Origin of the sequence: Planobispora longispora, assembly GCF_016863135.1 — a bacterium.
In the GTDB taxonomy this organism is placed as follows: Bacteria; Actinomycetota; Actinomycetes; order Streptosporangiales; family Streptosporangiaceae; genus Planobispora; species Planobispora longispora.
Genome location: NZ_BOOH01000081.1, coordinates 1 through 15131 on the forward strand (window position 1 = coordinate 1; position 15131 = coordinate 15131).

Sequence of the window (15131 nt, forward strand, 5' to 3'; positions counted from 1 at the left end):
CCCGGCGTTCGACCTCAAGCACCCGCACATCACGGCCCCGCGTGAGCTGGAGGAAGTCCGATGAAGGTTCAGGGCTGGATGTTCATCCTCGTCGGCGTCTTCTTCGCCGCGGTGGACGTCGTCTACTGGTACTGGTCCAAGGAGCCGGTCGGCACGACGGCGATGGCGATCTCGGTCGGCTTCGCCCTCATGATCGGCTACTACCTGCTGTACACGGCGCGCCGCATCGGCAACCAGCCGGAGGACGACAAGGAAGGCGAGATCAGCGACGGCGCCGGGGAGCTCGGCTTCTTCAGCCCGCACAGCTGGTGGCCGCTCTTCCTCTGCCTGGCCGTCGCGCTCACCGCGGCCGGTTTCGCGATCGGCTGGTGGCTGTTCCTGATCGGCGTCTTCGCGACGATCATGGCGACGATCGGCTTCGTCTTCGAGTACTACCGGGGCAACTTCTCGCACTGATCCCCGTCCCGGGTCCGGTCACGCCGTGACGGACCCGGCCGGGAGGCCCCGCGCGAGCCCCCGGGCTCTGGCAGTCCGCAGAGAGCGGGCCACGGAAACCTTCCGTGGCCCGCTTTTTGACGTTCATTACCTGCTCAAGGATGACGTGTCAGATGCCGTACAGCTTGCCCCGGGTACGTACCGACCGGGAAAGATCAAGCGATAACGGGGAGTTCATTGTGGGGAAGGTGATCCGCGGCTCGGCTCGTGCGCCGGGACTGCTGGCGCTGGCGCTGGTGACGGCGTGCTCGGCGGGCGGAGTCTCAGGCGCGGGGGAGGGGGCGGACTCCCCTGAGCGGGCCGCGGCGGCGCCGGCCACGGCCGCGACCGTGGTGGTGGCGCCCGCCGACCGCAGCGGCGGCGTGCCGACCGACACGACCGTCCTGATCGGCGCCAACGGGGGGACGCTGAAGAAGGTGACGGTGAAGAGCCGCAGGGGCTCGCTGGCGGGTACGCTGAGCGCCGACCGCACCCAGTGGCGGAGCCGGGGCACGGCCGCTCCTGGGACCACCTACGAGGTCACCGCGGTGGCGGTCAACTCCGGCGGCGACGTCACCGAGTCCGTCACGTCCTTCACCACCGTGCGGGCGCAGCAGTTCTTCTCCGTGACGAGCCTGTCGCCGCACAAGGACTACACGGGCCTGACCGTGGGCGTCGGCATGCCGATCATGATGAGCTTCGACCGTGACGTCACCGACCGCGTCTCCGTCGAGCGGAACCTCACGGTCCGCACCTCCAAGCCGGTCCAGGGGGCCTGGCACTGGTTCGACGACCGGACGGTCCACTTCCGGCCCAGGACCTTCTGGCCCGCCAACACGAAGGTCCGCCTGGAGGCCCGGCTGGCCGGGGTACGCGGCGGCGACGGCCTGTACGGCAGGCGCGACCACGTCCTCGACTTCAAGATCGGCCGCTCCCAGATCACCAAGGGCAGCGTCAGGGACCATCACCTGACGGTCCGGCGCAACGGGAAGGTGATCCGGCGGATCCCGATGAGCGCGGGCAAGGGCGGGCTGTGGAAGTACCACACGACCAGCGGCGTCCACCTGGCCATGTCCCGCGAGCCGGTGACCGTCATGACCTCGCCCGGCATCGGCCCCGGCCAGCCGGGTTACTACCGCATGACCGTCTACAACACCGTCCGCATCTCCAACAGCGGCGAGTACGTCCACAGCGCGCCGTGGTCCGTGGGCTCGCAGGGAAGCGCGAACGTGAGCCACGGCTGCGTCAACGTCAGCCCCGGCCACGCGAAGTGGTTCATCGACAACACCCTGATCGGTGACCCGATCATCATCACCGGCTCTCCCCGCGTCCTGGAACCCCTGAACGGCTGGGGCCACTGGCAGGAGGACTGGGCGCAGTGGACCCGGTGGAGCACCACCAAGAGCTTCACCACCGAGGCCGTCTGAGGAGCTTCACCGCTGAGGCCGGCTGAACGGCGTCCACGACGCTGTCCGGGCGGGCCCGGCGAAGACGCGAAGGGCCCGGCGGAGACGCGAAGGGCCCGGGCGGTTCAACCGCCCGGGCCCTTCGTCGTTCCGCGCTATCCGGTCATCCGGTCCGCTAGTGGGTGATCGACTTGTCGTCGGTCGCGCCCACCGCCGCGTGCTCCCCGGCGTCGTCGTGCGCGGGGCCGTGGCCGTGACCGTCGTCCAGCGGGATCTTCTCGCCGCCGTAGGCCTTGCTCATCTTGGCCTTGAGCTTGCCGATCGGGCCGCGCAGACCCTTCGGCGGGATGCCGTTGGGCTCGGTGTCGGCGCCGGAGACGACCGGAATCGGCTCCTTGCCCCGCATGTGGGCCTCGATGTCCTCGGCCGGGGGCACGTGGACCTCGATGTACTCGCCGTGGGGCAGGCGCTTGATGACGCCCGACTCCACGCCGTGCCCGATGACCGCGGCGTCGCTGCGCTGCAGGCCCAGGCAGATCCGGTAGGTGACGATGTAGGTGATGACCGGGCCGACGAAGACCAGGACGCGGCCGACGTACGTCGTCCAGTTCAGCGAGACGTGGAACGTCCAGGAGATCTCGTCGTTGGCGCCCAGCAGCCACAGCAGGCCGTAGAAGGTGATGCCGGCCATGCCGATCGCGGTGCGGTGCGGGTTGTTGCGGGGACGGTCCGCGACGTGGTGCTCGCGGCGGTCTCCGGTGACCCATTGCTCGATGAACGGGTACAGGGCCAGGCCGGTCATGACGATGCCCAGCGGGACCAGCGCCGGGATGATCACGCTCAGCGGGAGCGTGAAGCCCAGGACGTTGATCTCCCACGCGGGCATCAGGCGGAGCGAGCCCTCCAGGAAGCCCATGTAGTAGTCGGGCTGGGAGCCCGCCGAGATGTCCGCCGGCGTGTAGGGACCGAACAGCCAGATCGGGTTGATCTGGGCGAAGGTGCCCAGCAGCGCGATGACACCGAAGGTGAACATGAAGTAGGCGCCGGCCTTGGCCATGAAGGCCGGGTAGAACGGGGCGCCCACCACGTTGTTGTTCGTCCGGCCCTTGCCCGGCATCTGCGTGTGCTTCTGCACCCACATGAGGATCATGTGGGCGGAGATCAGCGCCAGCAGGACGCCCGGGATGAGCAGGATGTGCAGCGAGTAGAAGCGGGCGATGATGTCCTCGCCCGGATACTCGCCGCCGAACAGGAAGAAGGTGATCCAGGTGCCGACCAGCGGCAGCGAGATCGCCACACCCTCGGTGATCCGCAGACCGGCGCCGGAGAGCAGGTCGTCGGGGAGGGAGTAGCCGGTCAGCCCCTCGAAGAGCGCGAGGCTGAGCATGATGACGCCGATGATCCAGTTGAGCTCACGCGGCTTGCGGTATGCACCGGTGAAGAACACGCGGAGCATGTGCACCATCATGCCGGCGATGAACAGCAGGGCGGCCCAGTGGTGCATCTGCCGCATCAGCAGGCCGCCGCGGACGTCGAAGCTGATCTCCAGCGTCGACGCGTAGGCCGCGGACATCCCGACGCCCTTGAGCGCGTCGTAGGAGCCGTCGTAGATGACGTGCTCCATGCTCGGCTTGAAGAAGAACGTCAGGAACGTCCCGGTGAGCAGCAGCACGATGAACGAGTACAGGGCGATCTCGCCCAGCAGGAACGACCAGTGGTCCGGGAAGACCTTGCGCAGGTTGCGCTTGAGGAAGTTCCCCGCGCCGATGCGGTCGTCGAGGTAGGAGCTCGGCCCCGAGATGGGCTTGGGGACGCTGGTCAGGCTCATGACTGGCTTCCGTTCTCGCGAACCTCGGCCTCGGCGTCGCCGCGCTCCCAGAAGCTGGGACCGACCGGGACGTTGAAGTCGCCTGTGGCGACGAGGTAGCCCTCCTCGTCCACGGCGATCGGCAGCTGGGGCAGAGGTCGGGCGGCCGGGCCGAAGACGACCTTGGCGCCGTCGGCGGCGTCGAAGGTCGACTGGTGGCACGGGCACAGGATGTGGTGCGTGGTCTGCTCGTACAGGGCCGCGGGGCAGCCGACGTGCGTGCAGATCTTGGAGTAGGCCACGATCCCTTCGTGCGTCCAGTTCAGGTTCGTGCCGGACTTGAGCTCCTCCGGCCGGAACTTGATCAGGATGAGGGTGGCCTTGGCCAGGGCGTTCAGGTCGTGCTCGTAGCCCTCGGGCACGACCGACAGGATGCCGCCGGGGGAGTTGAAGTCGGCCGCGCGGATCGGCGCGCCGGTGCCCTCGACGACGAGCTTGCGGTGCTTGCCCTCCTTGGTCTTCTCGCCCCAGACCGTGTGCCGCAGCTTCTCCGGGAAGTCGCTGTAGCTCGGGCCGAGGTCGCGCAGGAGCACCAGCGGGGCCAGGCCCAGCGGGGCCGCGGCGGCCAGGAGCGTACGGCGCAGCAGCGGCCGCTTGGTGATGCCGCTCTCGGCCGCGCCCTGCAGGAAGGTCTCGCCGACGTACGCCCGGGTCTCGCCGTCGGAGGCCATCGCGTGGCGCTCCTGGACCAGCTTGTACTTGGGCATCACCATGCGGACCCAGACCACCAGGCCCGAGGCCAGCGAGAGCAGCGCCAGGGTGAGCGAGCCGCCCAGGGTCATGTTGGAGAGCTTGGCGCTCTCCACGTCGCCGACCTGGAACGCCACATAGGAGACGATGAACGCGATCCCCGACAGGAACGTGACGGTGAAGAGGAGGGCGGCGATCCGCTCGCCCTTCTTCGCGGTCTTCTCGTCCTGCAGGTCGACACCGGGGACGTCGACCGTCCCGGTGTTCTCCTCCCTGCCGAGCAGGGCCGTGCTCGCCGAGGGCGAGGGGGTGCCGACGACGCGCTTGGGAACGCGCTCGTCAGGCTGCTCGATGTCCTTCATGTTGTCTGTCATTGGGCCTGTCGCTTCTTCGCGGTGATCCAGATGGCGGCCAGAACGAGCAGGCTGATGCCCACGACCCAGAGCACGAGGCCCTCGGTGACCGGACCGATGCGGCCGAGACCGGCGCCGCCGGGATTGGGCTCGTGCTGCAGGCCGATGACGTAGGCGATCATGTCGCGCTTCTGCTCGGGCGTGATGATGCTGTCGTTGAACACCGGCATCGCCTGCGGACCGGTGATCATGGCCTCGTAGATCTGAGTCGGAGTGGCCTCGGTCAGCTCGGGGGCGTACTTGCCCTGCGTCAGGGCACCGCCGGCGCCGACGAAGTTGTGGCACTGGATGCAGTTCGCGCGGAACAGCTCGCCACCCTTCGCCTTGTTGCCCTTGGCGGGGTCGACCTGCTCGGCGGCCGGCACGGTCGGGCCGCCGCCCAGAGACTGGACGTAGGCGCCGAGCTGGCGGATGGTGTCCTCGTTCACCCAGGGGGCCGGCTTCTTGCGCGGCGCCTGGGCGGTGAGGGTGGCCAGCGGCATGCGGCCGCTGCTGACCTGGAAGTCCACCGCCGCGGCGCCGACGCCCACGAGGGTCGGGCCGCGACCCTCGATGCCCTCGGCGCTGAGGCCGTGGCAGCTGGCGCAGCTCTGCTGGAAGAGCTTCTTCCCCTCCGCCACGTCGTCGGCCCTGCCGGAGGCGATGGCCGCGTCGGCCCGCTCACCCGTCGGGGCCACCAGGGTGTAGGAGAACCCCAGCAGCCCCAAGGCCAGAAGCAGGACGGCGTATCTCGCGAGCGGATGCCGCCGCCTAGCGGTGATCCTATTCACAGAGATCCCCGATTCCTTAATGAATGCCGTAGATGGTCACGAAAAGGCCGATCCAGACCACGTCAACGAAGTGCCAGTAGTAGGACACGACGATCGCGCTGGTCGCCTGCTCACGGGTGAAGCGCTTCGCGGCGTACGTGCGTCCCAGCATGAACAGGAACGCGATCAGTCCACCGGTCACGTGGAGGCCGTGGAAGCCCGTGGTCAGGTAGAACACCGAGTCGTACGCGGTGTGCGACAGGGTGTGCCCCTCGGCGAAGAGCTGGGCGTACTCGTACAGCTGACCGCCGACGAAGACGGCGCCCATGAGGAAGCTGACGATGTACCAGAACCGCAGCCTCGCGACCTGGCCCTTCTCAGCGGCCCACACGCCGAACTGGCACGTCACACTCGACGCGACCAGGATGATCGTGTTGGCCAGCGCGAACGGCACGTTGAGGTGGGCCTCGGGCCAGGGACTTCCCTGGCCGATGCTCACCGACCGGATGGTGAAGTACATCGCGAACAGCGCCGCGAAGAACATGAGCTCAGAGGACAGCCAGACGATCGTCCCGACGCTGACCATGTCGGGTCTGCTGGACGAGTGGGCTGTCGTCGTCGTTGGTATTGCGGATGCTGTCGCCACGGGCAGCATTATTGCGGCTCCCCTGGTCGGGTCGCCGCACGACCCCCCGTTAGGGGGGTCAACCGTCTCGCTAATCTGGACGTATCGGGCAATCTGTGCGCCGGGGCCTCCGCTCTGGGTCTCCAGGCGAGGCGACCGGTAGCATCCCAGGTGACCATACATCGACAAGGGATAGTGAGCGCGACCTTGAGCACCGACGACAAGATGAGGGTCCTCGTCTACAGCGACGACGCGAGCACCCGCGAGAAGGTGCGCCAGGCGATCGGCCGGCGTCCGGCCGCCGACGTGCCGCTCGTGGAGATCGTGGAGTGCGCCACCCACGCGAAGGTCGTCCAGCACTTCGACTCGGGTGAGATCGACGTCGCCGTGCTCGACGCCGAGGCCCAGCCGGCCGGTGGCATGGGCGTGGCCCGGCAGGCCAAGGACGAGGTCCACGACTGCCCGCCCATCTGCCTGCTGATCGCCCGCCGGGACGACCGCTGGCTGGCGCAGTGGTCCCGCGCCGAGGCCGTCGTGGCGCAGCCGATCGACCCGGTGACGCTGGCCGACAGCGTCGCCGGCCTCATGCGCCAGCGCCTGTCCACCCGGCTGACCGCCCACTAGCGGCCGGGCCGCCTCCCCCGCCCGGCTGACCGCCCGCCAGCGGTCCGGCCGGCCCGCCCCGGTAAGACCGCAGACCCCCTACGGAGACCCCATGGACGCGCGCACCACCTGGCCCGCGCTGCTGTCGGCCCTGCTCGCCGGCGAGCACCTGACGGCGGACGAGACCGCCTGGGCGATGAACGAGATCATGTCCGGCGCGGCGACCCCCTCGCAGATCGCCGGGTTCGCGGTGGCGCTGCGGGCGAAGGGGGAGACGGTCGCGGAGGTGACCGGGCTGGCGCGCACGATGCTGGAGCGGGCCACCCCGCTCTCGGTCGAGGGCCCCGTCGTCGACATCGTCGGCACCGGAGGCGACCGGGCGCACACCGTCAACGTCTCCACCATGGCCGCGATCGTGGCCGCCGCCGCGGGCGCGCGGGTGGTCAAGCACGGCAACCGGGCCGCCTCCTCCTCCTGCGGCGCCGCCGACGTGCTGGAGCACCTCGGGGTCGCGCTCGACCTGGCCCCGGCCGACACGGCCAGGGTCGCCGTCGAGGCGGGCATCGCCTTCTGCTTCGCGCCGGTCTACCACCCCGCGCTGCGCTTCGCCGGCCCGACGCGCAAGGAGATCGGCGTTCCGACGGTCTTCAACTTCCTCGGCCCGCTGACCAACCCGGCCCGCCCGGCGGCCCAGGCGATCGGCGTCTACGACGCGCGCATGCTCCCGATCGTGGCCGGCGTCTTCGCCGAGCGGGGCGTCTCCGCCCTGGTGTTCCGGGGCGACGACGGCCTCGACGAGCTCACCATCGCCACCACGTCCACGGTCTGGGTGGTCCGGGACGGCGCCGCCACGCAGACCGTCTTCGACCCGGCGGTGCTCGGCGTCCCCCGGGCGGAGGCGGGCGCGCTGCGCGGCGGGGACGTGAACTTCAACGCCCAGGCCGTGCACGACCTCCTCGGCGGGAAGCCCGGGCCGGTCCGCGACGCGGTGCTGCTCAACGCCGCCGCCGCCCTGGTCGCGCTCGACGGTCCCGGCGACGACCTGGACGCCGAGATGACCGCGGCCTACGCCCGGGCCACGCAGGCGGTCGACTCCGGCGCCGCCGCCGCCACCCTGAACCGCTGGATCGAGGTCAGCACGTCGTTGCGTTCGTGACCGGCGCGGCTCCTCTCCCGGGTGGATGGGAAGTCCCCCCGGGAGGGGACGCCCCCGCTCGGACGGGCGGCTTACATTGCCGTCATGTGGCGTGTTGACCTGATCGATGTCCTGCTCCTGCTCGTGGTGGCGGGCCTGTCCCTGGCCGCCGCGCGGCTCGCCCGCGACCGCAGGCGCCTGGCCGCGCGCCTGCGGGACGGGCAGGCGGAGCTCGCCGGTCACCGGGACGCGCTGACCCACGCCGCCCTGGCGGCCGAACGCGCCCGCATCGCCCACGAGCTGCACGACGTGGTCGCCCACGGGATCAGCGTGATGACGCTCGGCGTCGGCGCGGGCCGAATGATCATGGAGAAGGATCCGGCCCGGGCCCGCGAGACGTTGTGGGAGGCCGAGGAGTCAGGCCGCCAGGCCCTCGCCGAGCTGCAGCGCATGCTGGGGCTGTTCGGCCACGGCGGCGTCTCGGCGAGCAGGACGCCCCAGCCCCGGCTGTCCGACCTCGCCGATCTGATCGCCAAGGTCCGCGCCGAGGGCCTGCGGGTGGACGTGGTCGAGGACGGTCAGCCCGCCGAGGTCGGTCCCGCGCTGGAGCTGGCGGCCTACCGGATCGTCCAGGAGGCGCTGCGCAACACCCTGCGGCACGCCGGGGCCGGCTCGGCCCGCGTCACGCTGCGCTGGCGCCCGGGCTTCCTGGACGTCCTGGTCCGCGACGACGGGCGGGCGACGGCCGGCGGACTCCCCGGACACGCCGGGTCCGCCGCGGACACCGGACCCGTCCCGGCCGCCGGGCTCAGGGCGGCCACCGGGAACGGCCTGCTCGGGATGCGCGAGCGCGTCAGCCTGTTCGGCGGGACCCTGCAGGCCGCGCCGCACGCGGACGGGGGATTCGAGGTGTGGGCCCGGCTGCCCACGACCGGGGAGGCGCGCGGGTCCTACCCGCCGTGGCAGGCCGCCCGCCCGGCCGGCTCCGCGGAGCTCGCGAAACCGGCAGAACCGGCAGAACCCGAGGAGCCCGAGGAGCTCGCGAAACTCGTGGAGTCCGGCGTCAGTCGGACTCGCTGAGCCCGAGGGAGAAGGCGGCGTCGAGGTCGTGCCTGGAGTAGGCGCGGAAGGCGATGTGCGTCTCGGTGTGCAGCACCCCGGCGACCTTGTTGATCCGGCCCGGGATGACCTCGGCGATCTCCTCGTAGGCGGTGACGCGGACCATGGCCATCAGGTCGTACTCCCCGGTGACGGAGTAGACCTCGCTCACCCCGTCGATCTCGGCGATCGTCTGGGCGACCTCGGGGATCCGGTCCACCTCCGCGTTGATGTGCACGATCGCGGTGATCACGAGCTTCCTCCTCATTGAGTACGGCGTGCCGTCTCAGAAGTTATCAGCGCCCCGGCCGGAATCCACCAGGGCACCACAGAGATCGTCGGCGATCCCGGCCGGGTGCCCGGCGGCCGGTTCTCGTGCGCCGGAGCCGCGGCCCGGTCTCACGTCGTCAACCGCGGCCCGGCCTGGCTCTCAGAGCCGTGGCCCGGCCTGGCTCTCAGAGCCGTGGCCTGGTCTGGCTCTCAGAGCCGTGGCCTGGTCTCGCGCCGCGGGCGCTCCGAGCCGCTGTCGCGCCGCAGGCGCGCCGAACGATCCTGGCGCGGCCGGCGCACCGAGCACACCGAGCGCACCGAGCGCCGTCAGCGCTCCGGGCCGCCCTCGCGCCGCCGGTGCGGCAGGGCGTCCATCCGCTCGTAGACGCGGTCGATGAGCGCCTTGAGGCGGCCGGCGCCCGAGACCGGCAGGCTCCAGGTCCCCTCCACCTGGACCAGCCGCACGCCCGGGGTCTCCAGCCAGCGCAGGATGCACTCGGTCTCCTCGGCTCCGGCGGCGGGGATGGGACCGGGGCCGGGGGAGACGGTCTCCGCGGTGGCCACCAGCGCGTCCACGAACGGCGTGGGGTGCGCGCCGGCGGGCATCACCCCGGCCGAGGCCAGCCGGCCGTGCCGGACGACGTGGATCTCCCAGCCGCCGCCCGCCAGGGGAGCGGCCGCGACCAGGTGCGGGATCGACGTCAGCGCCCGCAGCCGCTGCATCCGGGCCAGGACGCGGACGAAGGAGGCGAGCCGGTCGCGGTGGGCCGCGGCCTCCTCGTAGCGCTGGTCGCCCGCGAGCCGCTGCATGCGGGCCTCGATCGCGCTGAAGACCGGGGTGGCGTCCAGCTCCATGGCCCGGCGCGCGGCGGCGGCGTGCAGGCCGTACTCCTCGGCGTCCTGGCGGCCCTCGCACGGCGCGCCGCACCTGCCGAGTCCGGCCAGCGCGCACGCCGAGCGCGCCGCGCGGCCGGTGACCCGCAGCGGGATCCGGTCGGAGCACTGGCGCAGCGGCACCGCCTCGTGCAGCGCGGTTCGGGCGTCCTCGGCGGCGCGGGCGCTGGTGAACGGGCCCAGGTAGCCGGCCCGGTCGTCCTTGATCTCGCGGACGATCGACAGGCGGGGGAAGGGCTCGTCGGTGAGCTTGAGCCAGACGACCTTCTCCGGGAAGCGCGACCTGCGGTTGTAGCGCGGCTTGGCCGAGCCGATCAGCCGCAGTTCCCGGACCTCCGCCTCCAGCGCGGTCGCGCAGACGATCGTCCGGACCCGTTCGGCGATGCCGACCATCTCCCGGATCCGGGGGCGGGTCTCGCTGGCGGTGAAGTAACCGCGGACCCGGGTGCGGAGGTTGACGCTCTTGCCGACGTAGAGCGGCTCGCCGCGGTCGTCCTCGAAGACGTAGACGCCGGGCGCGGAGGGGATCGCCTCGGCCAGGTGCCGCTTGCGGCGCTGCTCCGGCGTGGGCGCGCGGACGAAGCCCGTCAGCTCCTGCAGGGTGTGCACGCCGAAGGAGCCCGCCCGTTCCAGCAGCGCGTGCAGCACGTCCACGGTGGCCCGGGCGTCGGACAGCGCGCGGTGGCACGGCTCGGTGGAGCTGAAGAGCCGGGCCAGCGTGGCCAGCTTGTAGTTGGGCGCCTCGTCCCGGGTCAGCAGCTTGCGGGCCAGCTTGACGGTGTCGAGGACGGGATGGCCGGGCGGGGGGTAGCCGTGGGCCGCGCAGGCCGCCTTGAGGAACCCCACGTCGAAGCCCGCGTTGTGGGCCACCAGCGTGGTGCCCGCGGCGAACTCGAGGAAGGCGGGGAGCACGGACTCGATCTTCGGGGCGGCCACGACCATCGCGTCGGTGATGCCGGTCAGCACCGAGATGAACGGGGGGATCGGGGTCCCGGGATCGACCAGCGTGCCGAACTCGCCCAGGACCTCCCCGCCCCGGACCTTGACCGCGCCGATCTCGGTGATCGCGTGCTCGGCCGCGGAGACGCCGGTGGTCTCCAGGTCGAACACGACGAACGTGATCTGGTCGAGCGGGGTGCCCAGCTCGTCCAGTGTTCCCTGCACGGCGTTTTCCACGGTCACGACCATAGGAGCCGCGACCGACATTTAGCGCGGCGCCCGCCCCGTACGGGCCGCCGCGCGCAGCGTCACCCCCAGGACGCCGAGCACGATCCCGGCGAGGGCCTCCCAGCCCTCCAGGAAGCCGAGATGGTTGACCAGCAGGAGGTCGTGGGCCCACCTCCACCACCCCAGGAGGGCGTTCACCACCGTGCCGACACCCTGGACGATCAGCAGCAGACCGAGCAGTTCGACGAATCTCCTCATGAAGCCGATCATGACCGCCGCGGGCGCCGGCGCGCTTCGGCCGGAGGGCGATGCGGCATCGACTTTGGTCGGTTCCGGAAGAATGAGTATTGCCCTTAATGTCACTATGTGTGACCCAACACGTGACGGAGTACCGGTGGCTGCTGCCGGGGGGCCTGCGCGACGCGCCGCCGAAGGAGCGGCCCAGGGTCCGGCGGTCGACCCGCGACTGGATCGTGGACACCGTCATCTTCCTCCTGGCCGTCGGGCTCGGGCTGATCACGGCGGACGAGATCCGCAGCGAGATGGCGCTGCCCCAGCCGATGCGCATCGCCGACCAGCTCATCGGCGTCGTCGCGTGCGCCTCGGTGTGGCTGCGCCGGCGCTGGCCCGTGGGGCTCGCCGTGGTGCTCGTGGTGGTCTCGCTCGTGTCGGAGGTCTCGGGCGGGGCCTCCGTGGCGGCGATGTTCACCGTGGCCGTGCACCGGCCCTTCAAGCACGTGGCGCTGGTGACCGGGCTGAACGTGGCGACGGTCCCCCTCTACCTGGTGATGCGGCCGGACCCCGAGCTGTCCTTCCGGGAGGGGGTCGCGATCATGACGCTGATCCTCCTGGTCGTGACGATCTGGGGCATGCTCGTGCGGGCCCGCCGCCAGCTCGTGGTCTCCCTGCGCGAGCGCGCCGAACGGGCCGAGGCGGAGGCCGAGCTGCGGGTGGAGGGGGCCAGGCGGCTGGAGCGCGAGCGCATCGCCAGGGAGATGCACGACGTGCTCGCCCACCGGCTCTCGTTGCTCAGCGTGCACGCGGGCGCGCTGGAGTACCGGCCGGACATGCCGACGGACGACGTGGCGAAGGCGGCCGGGGTGATCCGCTCGGGCGCCCACCAGGCGCTCCAGGACCTGCGCGAGGTCATCGGCGTGCTCAGGCTCGGCGGCGAGGAGACCGCCCCCGACCGGCCCCAGCCCACGCTGTCGGACCTGTCCGCCCTGGTGGAGGAGTCCAGGGAGGCGGGCATGGACGTCCGGCTGGACATGCGGATCGGCGACGTGGGGGAGGCCTCGGCGCGGCTGGGCCGCAACGTCTACCGGATCGCCCAGGAGGCGCTGACCAACGCGCGCAAGCACGCCGCGGCGGCGCCGGTGACCCTCGCCGTGGCGGGCGGGCCCGGCGACGGGCTCACCATCGAGATCTGCAACCCCCTGACCGGGGGCCAGTCCATCCCGGGCAGCGGCACCGGCCTGATCGGGCTCACCGAGCGGGCCGAGCTCATGGGCGGGCGCCTGGAGTACGGCAGGGCCTCCGACGGCCGGTTCCGGCTCAGCGCGTGGTTGCCGTGGGCGGCGTGAGAGACATGACCGTTGCGAGAGGCGCGGATGGCGCGAGACAGGCAGACGGCACCAGGTGGGCAGACGGAGTGAGACGGGCAGGCGGCGCCAGGCGGGCGGGCCGTGCGGAAAGCGTCGGCGACCGGGCGGGAGGACGCGGCTAACGTGACCGGCATGAGTTCACCTCCCCCCGGACAGCCGATCCGCGTACTGATCGTCGACGACGACGCCCTCGTCCGGGCCGGGCTCTCGATGATCCTCGGAGGCGCGGGGGACATCACCGTCGTGGGAGAGGCCGCCGACGGGGACGAGGTCCCGAAGATGGTGGCCGAGCACCGGCCCGACGTGGTGCTGATGGACATCCGCATGTCCAGGGTGGACGGCCTGACCGCGACCGAGCGCCTGCGCGCCGCCGTCCCGGCTCCCGAGGTGGTCATCCTGACGACGTTCCACGCCGACGCCCAGGTGCTGCGGGCCCTGCGCGCCGGGGCGGCGGGTTTCCTGCTCAAGGACACCCCGCCGGGCGACCTGGTCGCCGCCGTCCGCAAGGTCGGGGCCGGCGAGCCCATCCTGTCCCCCGTCGTGACCCGCCAGCTCATCGCGCACGTCTCGGAGGGGGGAGCCGGGTCCCGCCGGGAGCGGGCGCTGAGCCTGCTGGCGGGGCTCAGCGAGCGGGAACGGGAGGTCGCGGTCGCGGTCGGCCAGGGGAGGTCGAACGCGGAGATCGCCACCGAGCTCTACATGAGCGTGGCCACGGTCAAGGCCCACGTGTCGCGGATCCTGGCCAAGTGCGACCTGAACAACCGCGTCCAGGTCGCACTGGTCGTCCACGACGCCGGCCAGCTGTAGGGCCGCCCGAGGGGGAAGGGCGGCGGAGGGGCCGCCCGCGGGGGCTGCCTGAGGGGAAGGGCGGCGGAGGGACCGCCCGTGGGGGCTGCCTGAGGGGAAGGGCGGCGGAGGGGCCGCCCGCGGGGGCTGCCTGAGGGGAAGGGCGGCGGAGCAGCCTTTCCGGTGATTTGGGTTAACCGCTCGGCTGCGGTGCCGATGAGGGGACACCAGGTCCACGGAAGGAACTGAACGACATGTCCGCCTCTGCCCCACCCGATGGCCGCGTCGCCGACGACGCCTCCCGGCCGGTCACGCGAGGGATCATGAGACCGGCCCTGCCCGCGGCGGCCCGAGCCGCCGTACCCCGTCTTGTCGGTCACCCCCGCGCCTGGCTGGTCCTCCTCGCGCTGGGGAGCCTGCTGGCGGTGATCGCCCCGTTCATGACCCGCTTCTCCCCGGCGGTGGAGGCGCTGCCCTGGATCCTGCTCCCGGGGGCCTCCTCCGTGGCCGTCGTCGTGGGCATGCGCCGCTACGGGCTGAGCCGGTCCCGGCCGTGGCTGATGGTCTGCGTCGGGCTCCTGATGACCCTGGCGGGGAGCGCCCTGGGCTGGGGCGTCGGCTGGATCTGGCTGCGCAGTCCCGTCCTCCTGGCCGCCTACCAGATCGTCACCGTCAGCGCCTACGTCCTCTCCCTGGCCGCGCTGGCCGTGCTGAGCCTGCGGTCCGTCGGCTCGCGCGGAGCGGCGCTGCTGGACGCGGGCGTCATCACCGTCGGCGTGGCCATGCCGCTGTGGGCCCTGTTCATCGACCCGATCCTGGACCGGGCCCCCTCCGTCGGCCCCGACCTCGCCTTCACGCTGATCCTGCCCATCATCGACCTGTTCATCGTCGGTCTCGTGGTGCGCATGGCCCTCGACAACGACCGCGCGCCATGGCTGAACATGCTGAGCGTCTCCTACGTCGCCATGTTCTTCTCCGACATCATCTACCTGCTGGACCAGGCGTCGGGCCAGTCGTACGGGACCGTCTCCACGACCTTCTGGCTGGGCTGGTCGGCCCTGGTCGGCGGCGCCATGCTGCACCCCAGCATGTCCGGCGCCCGCCACATGCACGTGTCGGCCCCGTCCGGGCGGGTCCGGGTGACCATGTTCCTGTCACTGGCCCTGCTCAGCCCGCTGGTCTCCATCCTGGGCCGGACGTTCATGGGCGTCGGCGCCGAGGTCTCCCCCCACGACGCCATGACGATCACGGCGCTGACCGTGCTGCTGGCCGTGCTGCTGGTGCTGCGGCTGAGCGTCGTCGCGGAGGTGGCCGAGACCCACGCGTCGGACCTGTGCGCGGCCCTGCAGC

At 71.5% G+C, this 15131-nt stretch carries 15 protein-coding genes; 8 read left to right on the top strand and 7 right to left on the bottom strand.

Annotated features, from left to right (window positions below; translation table 11 throughout):
- Positions 1 to 60: 60 nt before the first annotated feature.
- A complete protein-coding gene (locus Plo01_RS39425) occupies positions 61 to 456 on the top strand; it encodes a cytochrome c oxidase subunit 4 (RefSeq protein ID WP_203895923.1) in 396 nt (131 codons plus the stop codon).
- A 218-nt stretch (positions 457 to 674) separates the two neighbouring features.
- A complete protein-coding gene (locus Plo01_RS39430) occupies positions 675 to 1901 on the top strand; it encodes a L,D-transpeptidase (protein ID WP_203895924.1) in 1227 nt (408 codons plus the stop codon).
- A 154-nt stretch (positions 1902 to 2055) separates the two neighbouring features.
- On the opposite strand, the gene qcrB is transcribed toward Plo01_RS39430, so the two are convergent.
- The 4 genes from qcrB to ctaE form a co-directional block, all read right to left on the bottom strand.
- The gene (gene qcrB, locus Plo01_RS39435) at positions 2056 to 3708 is read right to left on the bottom strand and encodes a cytochrome bc1 complex cytochrome b subunit (RefSeq protein WP_203895925.1); all 1653 of its coding nucleotides are present in this window, start codon (positions 3706 to 3708) and stop codon (positions 2056 to 2058) included.
- Positions 3705 to 4811 (bottom strand): cytochrome bc1 complex Rieske iron-sulfur subunit, encoded by a 1107-nt coding sequence (gene qcrA / locus Plo01_RS39440; protein WP_203895926.1) that lies wholly within the window; start codon positions 4809 to 4811, stop codon positions 3705 to 3707. The genes qcrB and qcrA overlap by 4 nt, the downstream gene beginning before the upstream one ends.
- A complete protein-coding gene (gene qcrC, locus Plo01_RS39445) occupies positions 4808 to 5557 on the bottom strand; it encodes a cytochrome bc1 complex diheme cytochrome c subunit (protein WP_444980782.1) in 750 nt (249 codons plus the stop codon). Before qcrC ends, qcrA begins: the two co-directional genes overlap by 4 nt.
- 79 nt (positions 5558 to 5636) lie before the next feature.
- Positions 5637 to 6254 carry an aa3-type cytochrome oxidase subunit III gene (ctaE, locus tag Plo01_RS39450; RefSeq protein ID WP_203895928.1) on the bottom strand — a complete coding sequence of 206 codons (618 nt, stop codon included), beginning with the start codon at positions 6252 to 6254 and terminating at the stop codon, positions 5637 to 5639.
- A gap of 195 nt (positions 6255 to 6449) precedes the next feature.
- On the opposite strand from ctaE, the gene Plo01_RS39455 reads away from it, so the two are divergent.
- The 3 genes from Plo01_RS39455 to Plo01_RS39465 all read left to right on the top strand — a co-directional run bounded on the left by Plo01_RS39455 (position 6450) and on the right by Plo01_RS39465 (position 9042).
- Positions 6450 to 6848: a response regulator gene (locus Plo01_RS39455; protein WP_203895937.1), complete on the top strand. Its 399-nt coding sequence runs from the start codon at positions 6450 to 6452 to the stop codon at positions 6846 to 6848.
- Positions 6849 to 6939: 91 nt separating this feature from the next.
- Complete coding sequence (trpD, locus tag Plo01_RS39460) at positions 6940 to 7983, top strand: anthranilate phosphoribosyltransferase (protein ID WP_203895929.1); 1044 nt, start codon at positions 6940 to 6942, stop codon at positions 7981 to 7983.
- Between the two features lie 84 nt (positions 7984 to 8067).
- Positions 8068 to 9042, top strand: coding sequence for a sensor histidine kinase (locus tag Plo01_RS39465; protein WP_203895930.1), 975 nt, complete (start codon positions 8068 to 8070; stop codon positions 9040 to 9042).
- On the opposite strand, the gene Plo01_RS39470 is transcribed toward Plo01_RS39465, so the two are convergent.
- From Plo01_RS39470 to Plo01_RS39480, 3 genes are all read right to left on the bottom strand, one after another.
- Positions 9026 to 9313: an Lrp/AsnC family transcriptional regulator gene (locus tag Plo01_RS39470; RefSeq protein ID WP_203895931.1), complete on the bottom strand. Its 288-nt coding sequence runs from the start codon at positions 9311 to 9313 to the stop codon at positions 9026 to 9028. The genes Plo01_RS39465 and Plo01_RS39470 overlap by 17 nt on opposite strands.
- A 344-nt stretch (positions 9314 to 9657) precedes the next feature.
- The gene (locus Plo01_RS39475; RefSeq protein WP_239317946.1) at positions 9658 to 11400 is read right to left on the bottom strand and encodes a DEDD exonuclease domain-containing protein; all 1743 of its coding nucleotides are present in this window, start codon (positions 11398 to 11400) and stop codon (positions 9658 to 9660) included.
- Between the two features lie 30 nt (positions 11401 to 11430).
- Positions 11431 to 11649 (bottom strand): hypothetical protein, encoded by a 219-nt coding sequence (locus Plo01_RS39480; protein WP_203895933.1) that lies wholly within the window; start codon positions 11647 to 11649, stop codon positions 11431 to 11433.
- Positions 11650 to 11759: 110 nt separating this feature from the next.
- Here Plo01_RS39480 and Plo01_RS39485 point away from each other — a divergent pair, with 110 nt between their 5' ends.
- The 3 genes from Plo01_RS39485 to Plo01_RS39495 form a co-directional block, all read left to right on the top strand.
- Entirely contained in the window at positions 11760 to 12974 is a 1215-nt protein-coding gene (locus Plo01_RS39485; RefSeq protein ID WP_239317948.1) for a sensor histidine kinase, read from the top strand.
- A gap of 153 nt (positions 12975 to 13127) precedes the next feature.
- Positions 13128 to 13802 (top strand): response regulator transcription factor, encoded by a 675-nt coding sequence (locus Plo01_RS39490; RefSeq protein ID WP_203895935.1) that lies wholly within the window; start codon positions 13128 to 13130, stop codon positions 13800 to 13802.
- Between the two features lie 233 nt (positions 13803 to 14035).
- Positions 14036 to 15131: hypothetical protein (locus Plo01_RS39495; protein ID WP_203895936.1), on the top strand; the 1096-nt coding region annotated here is incomplete at its 3' end.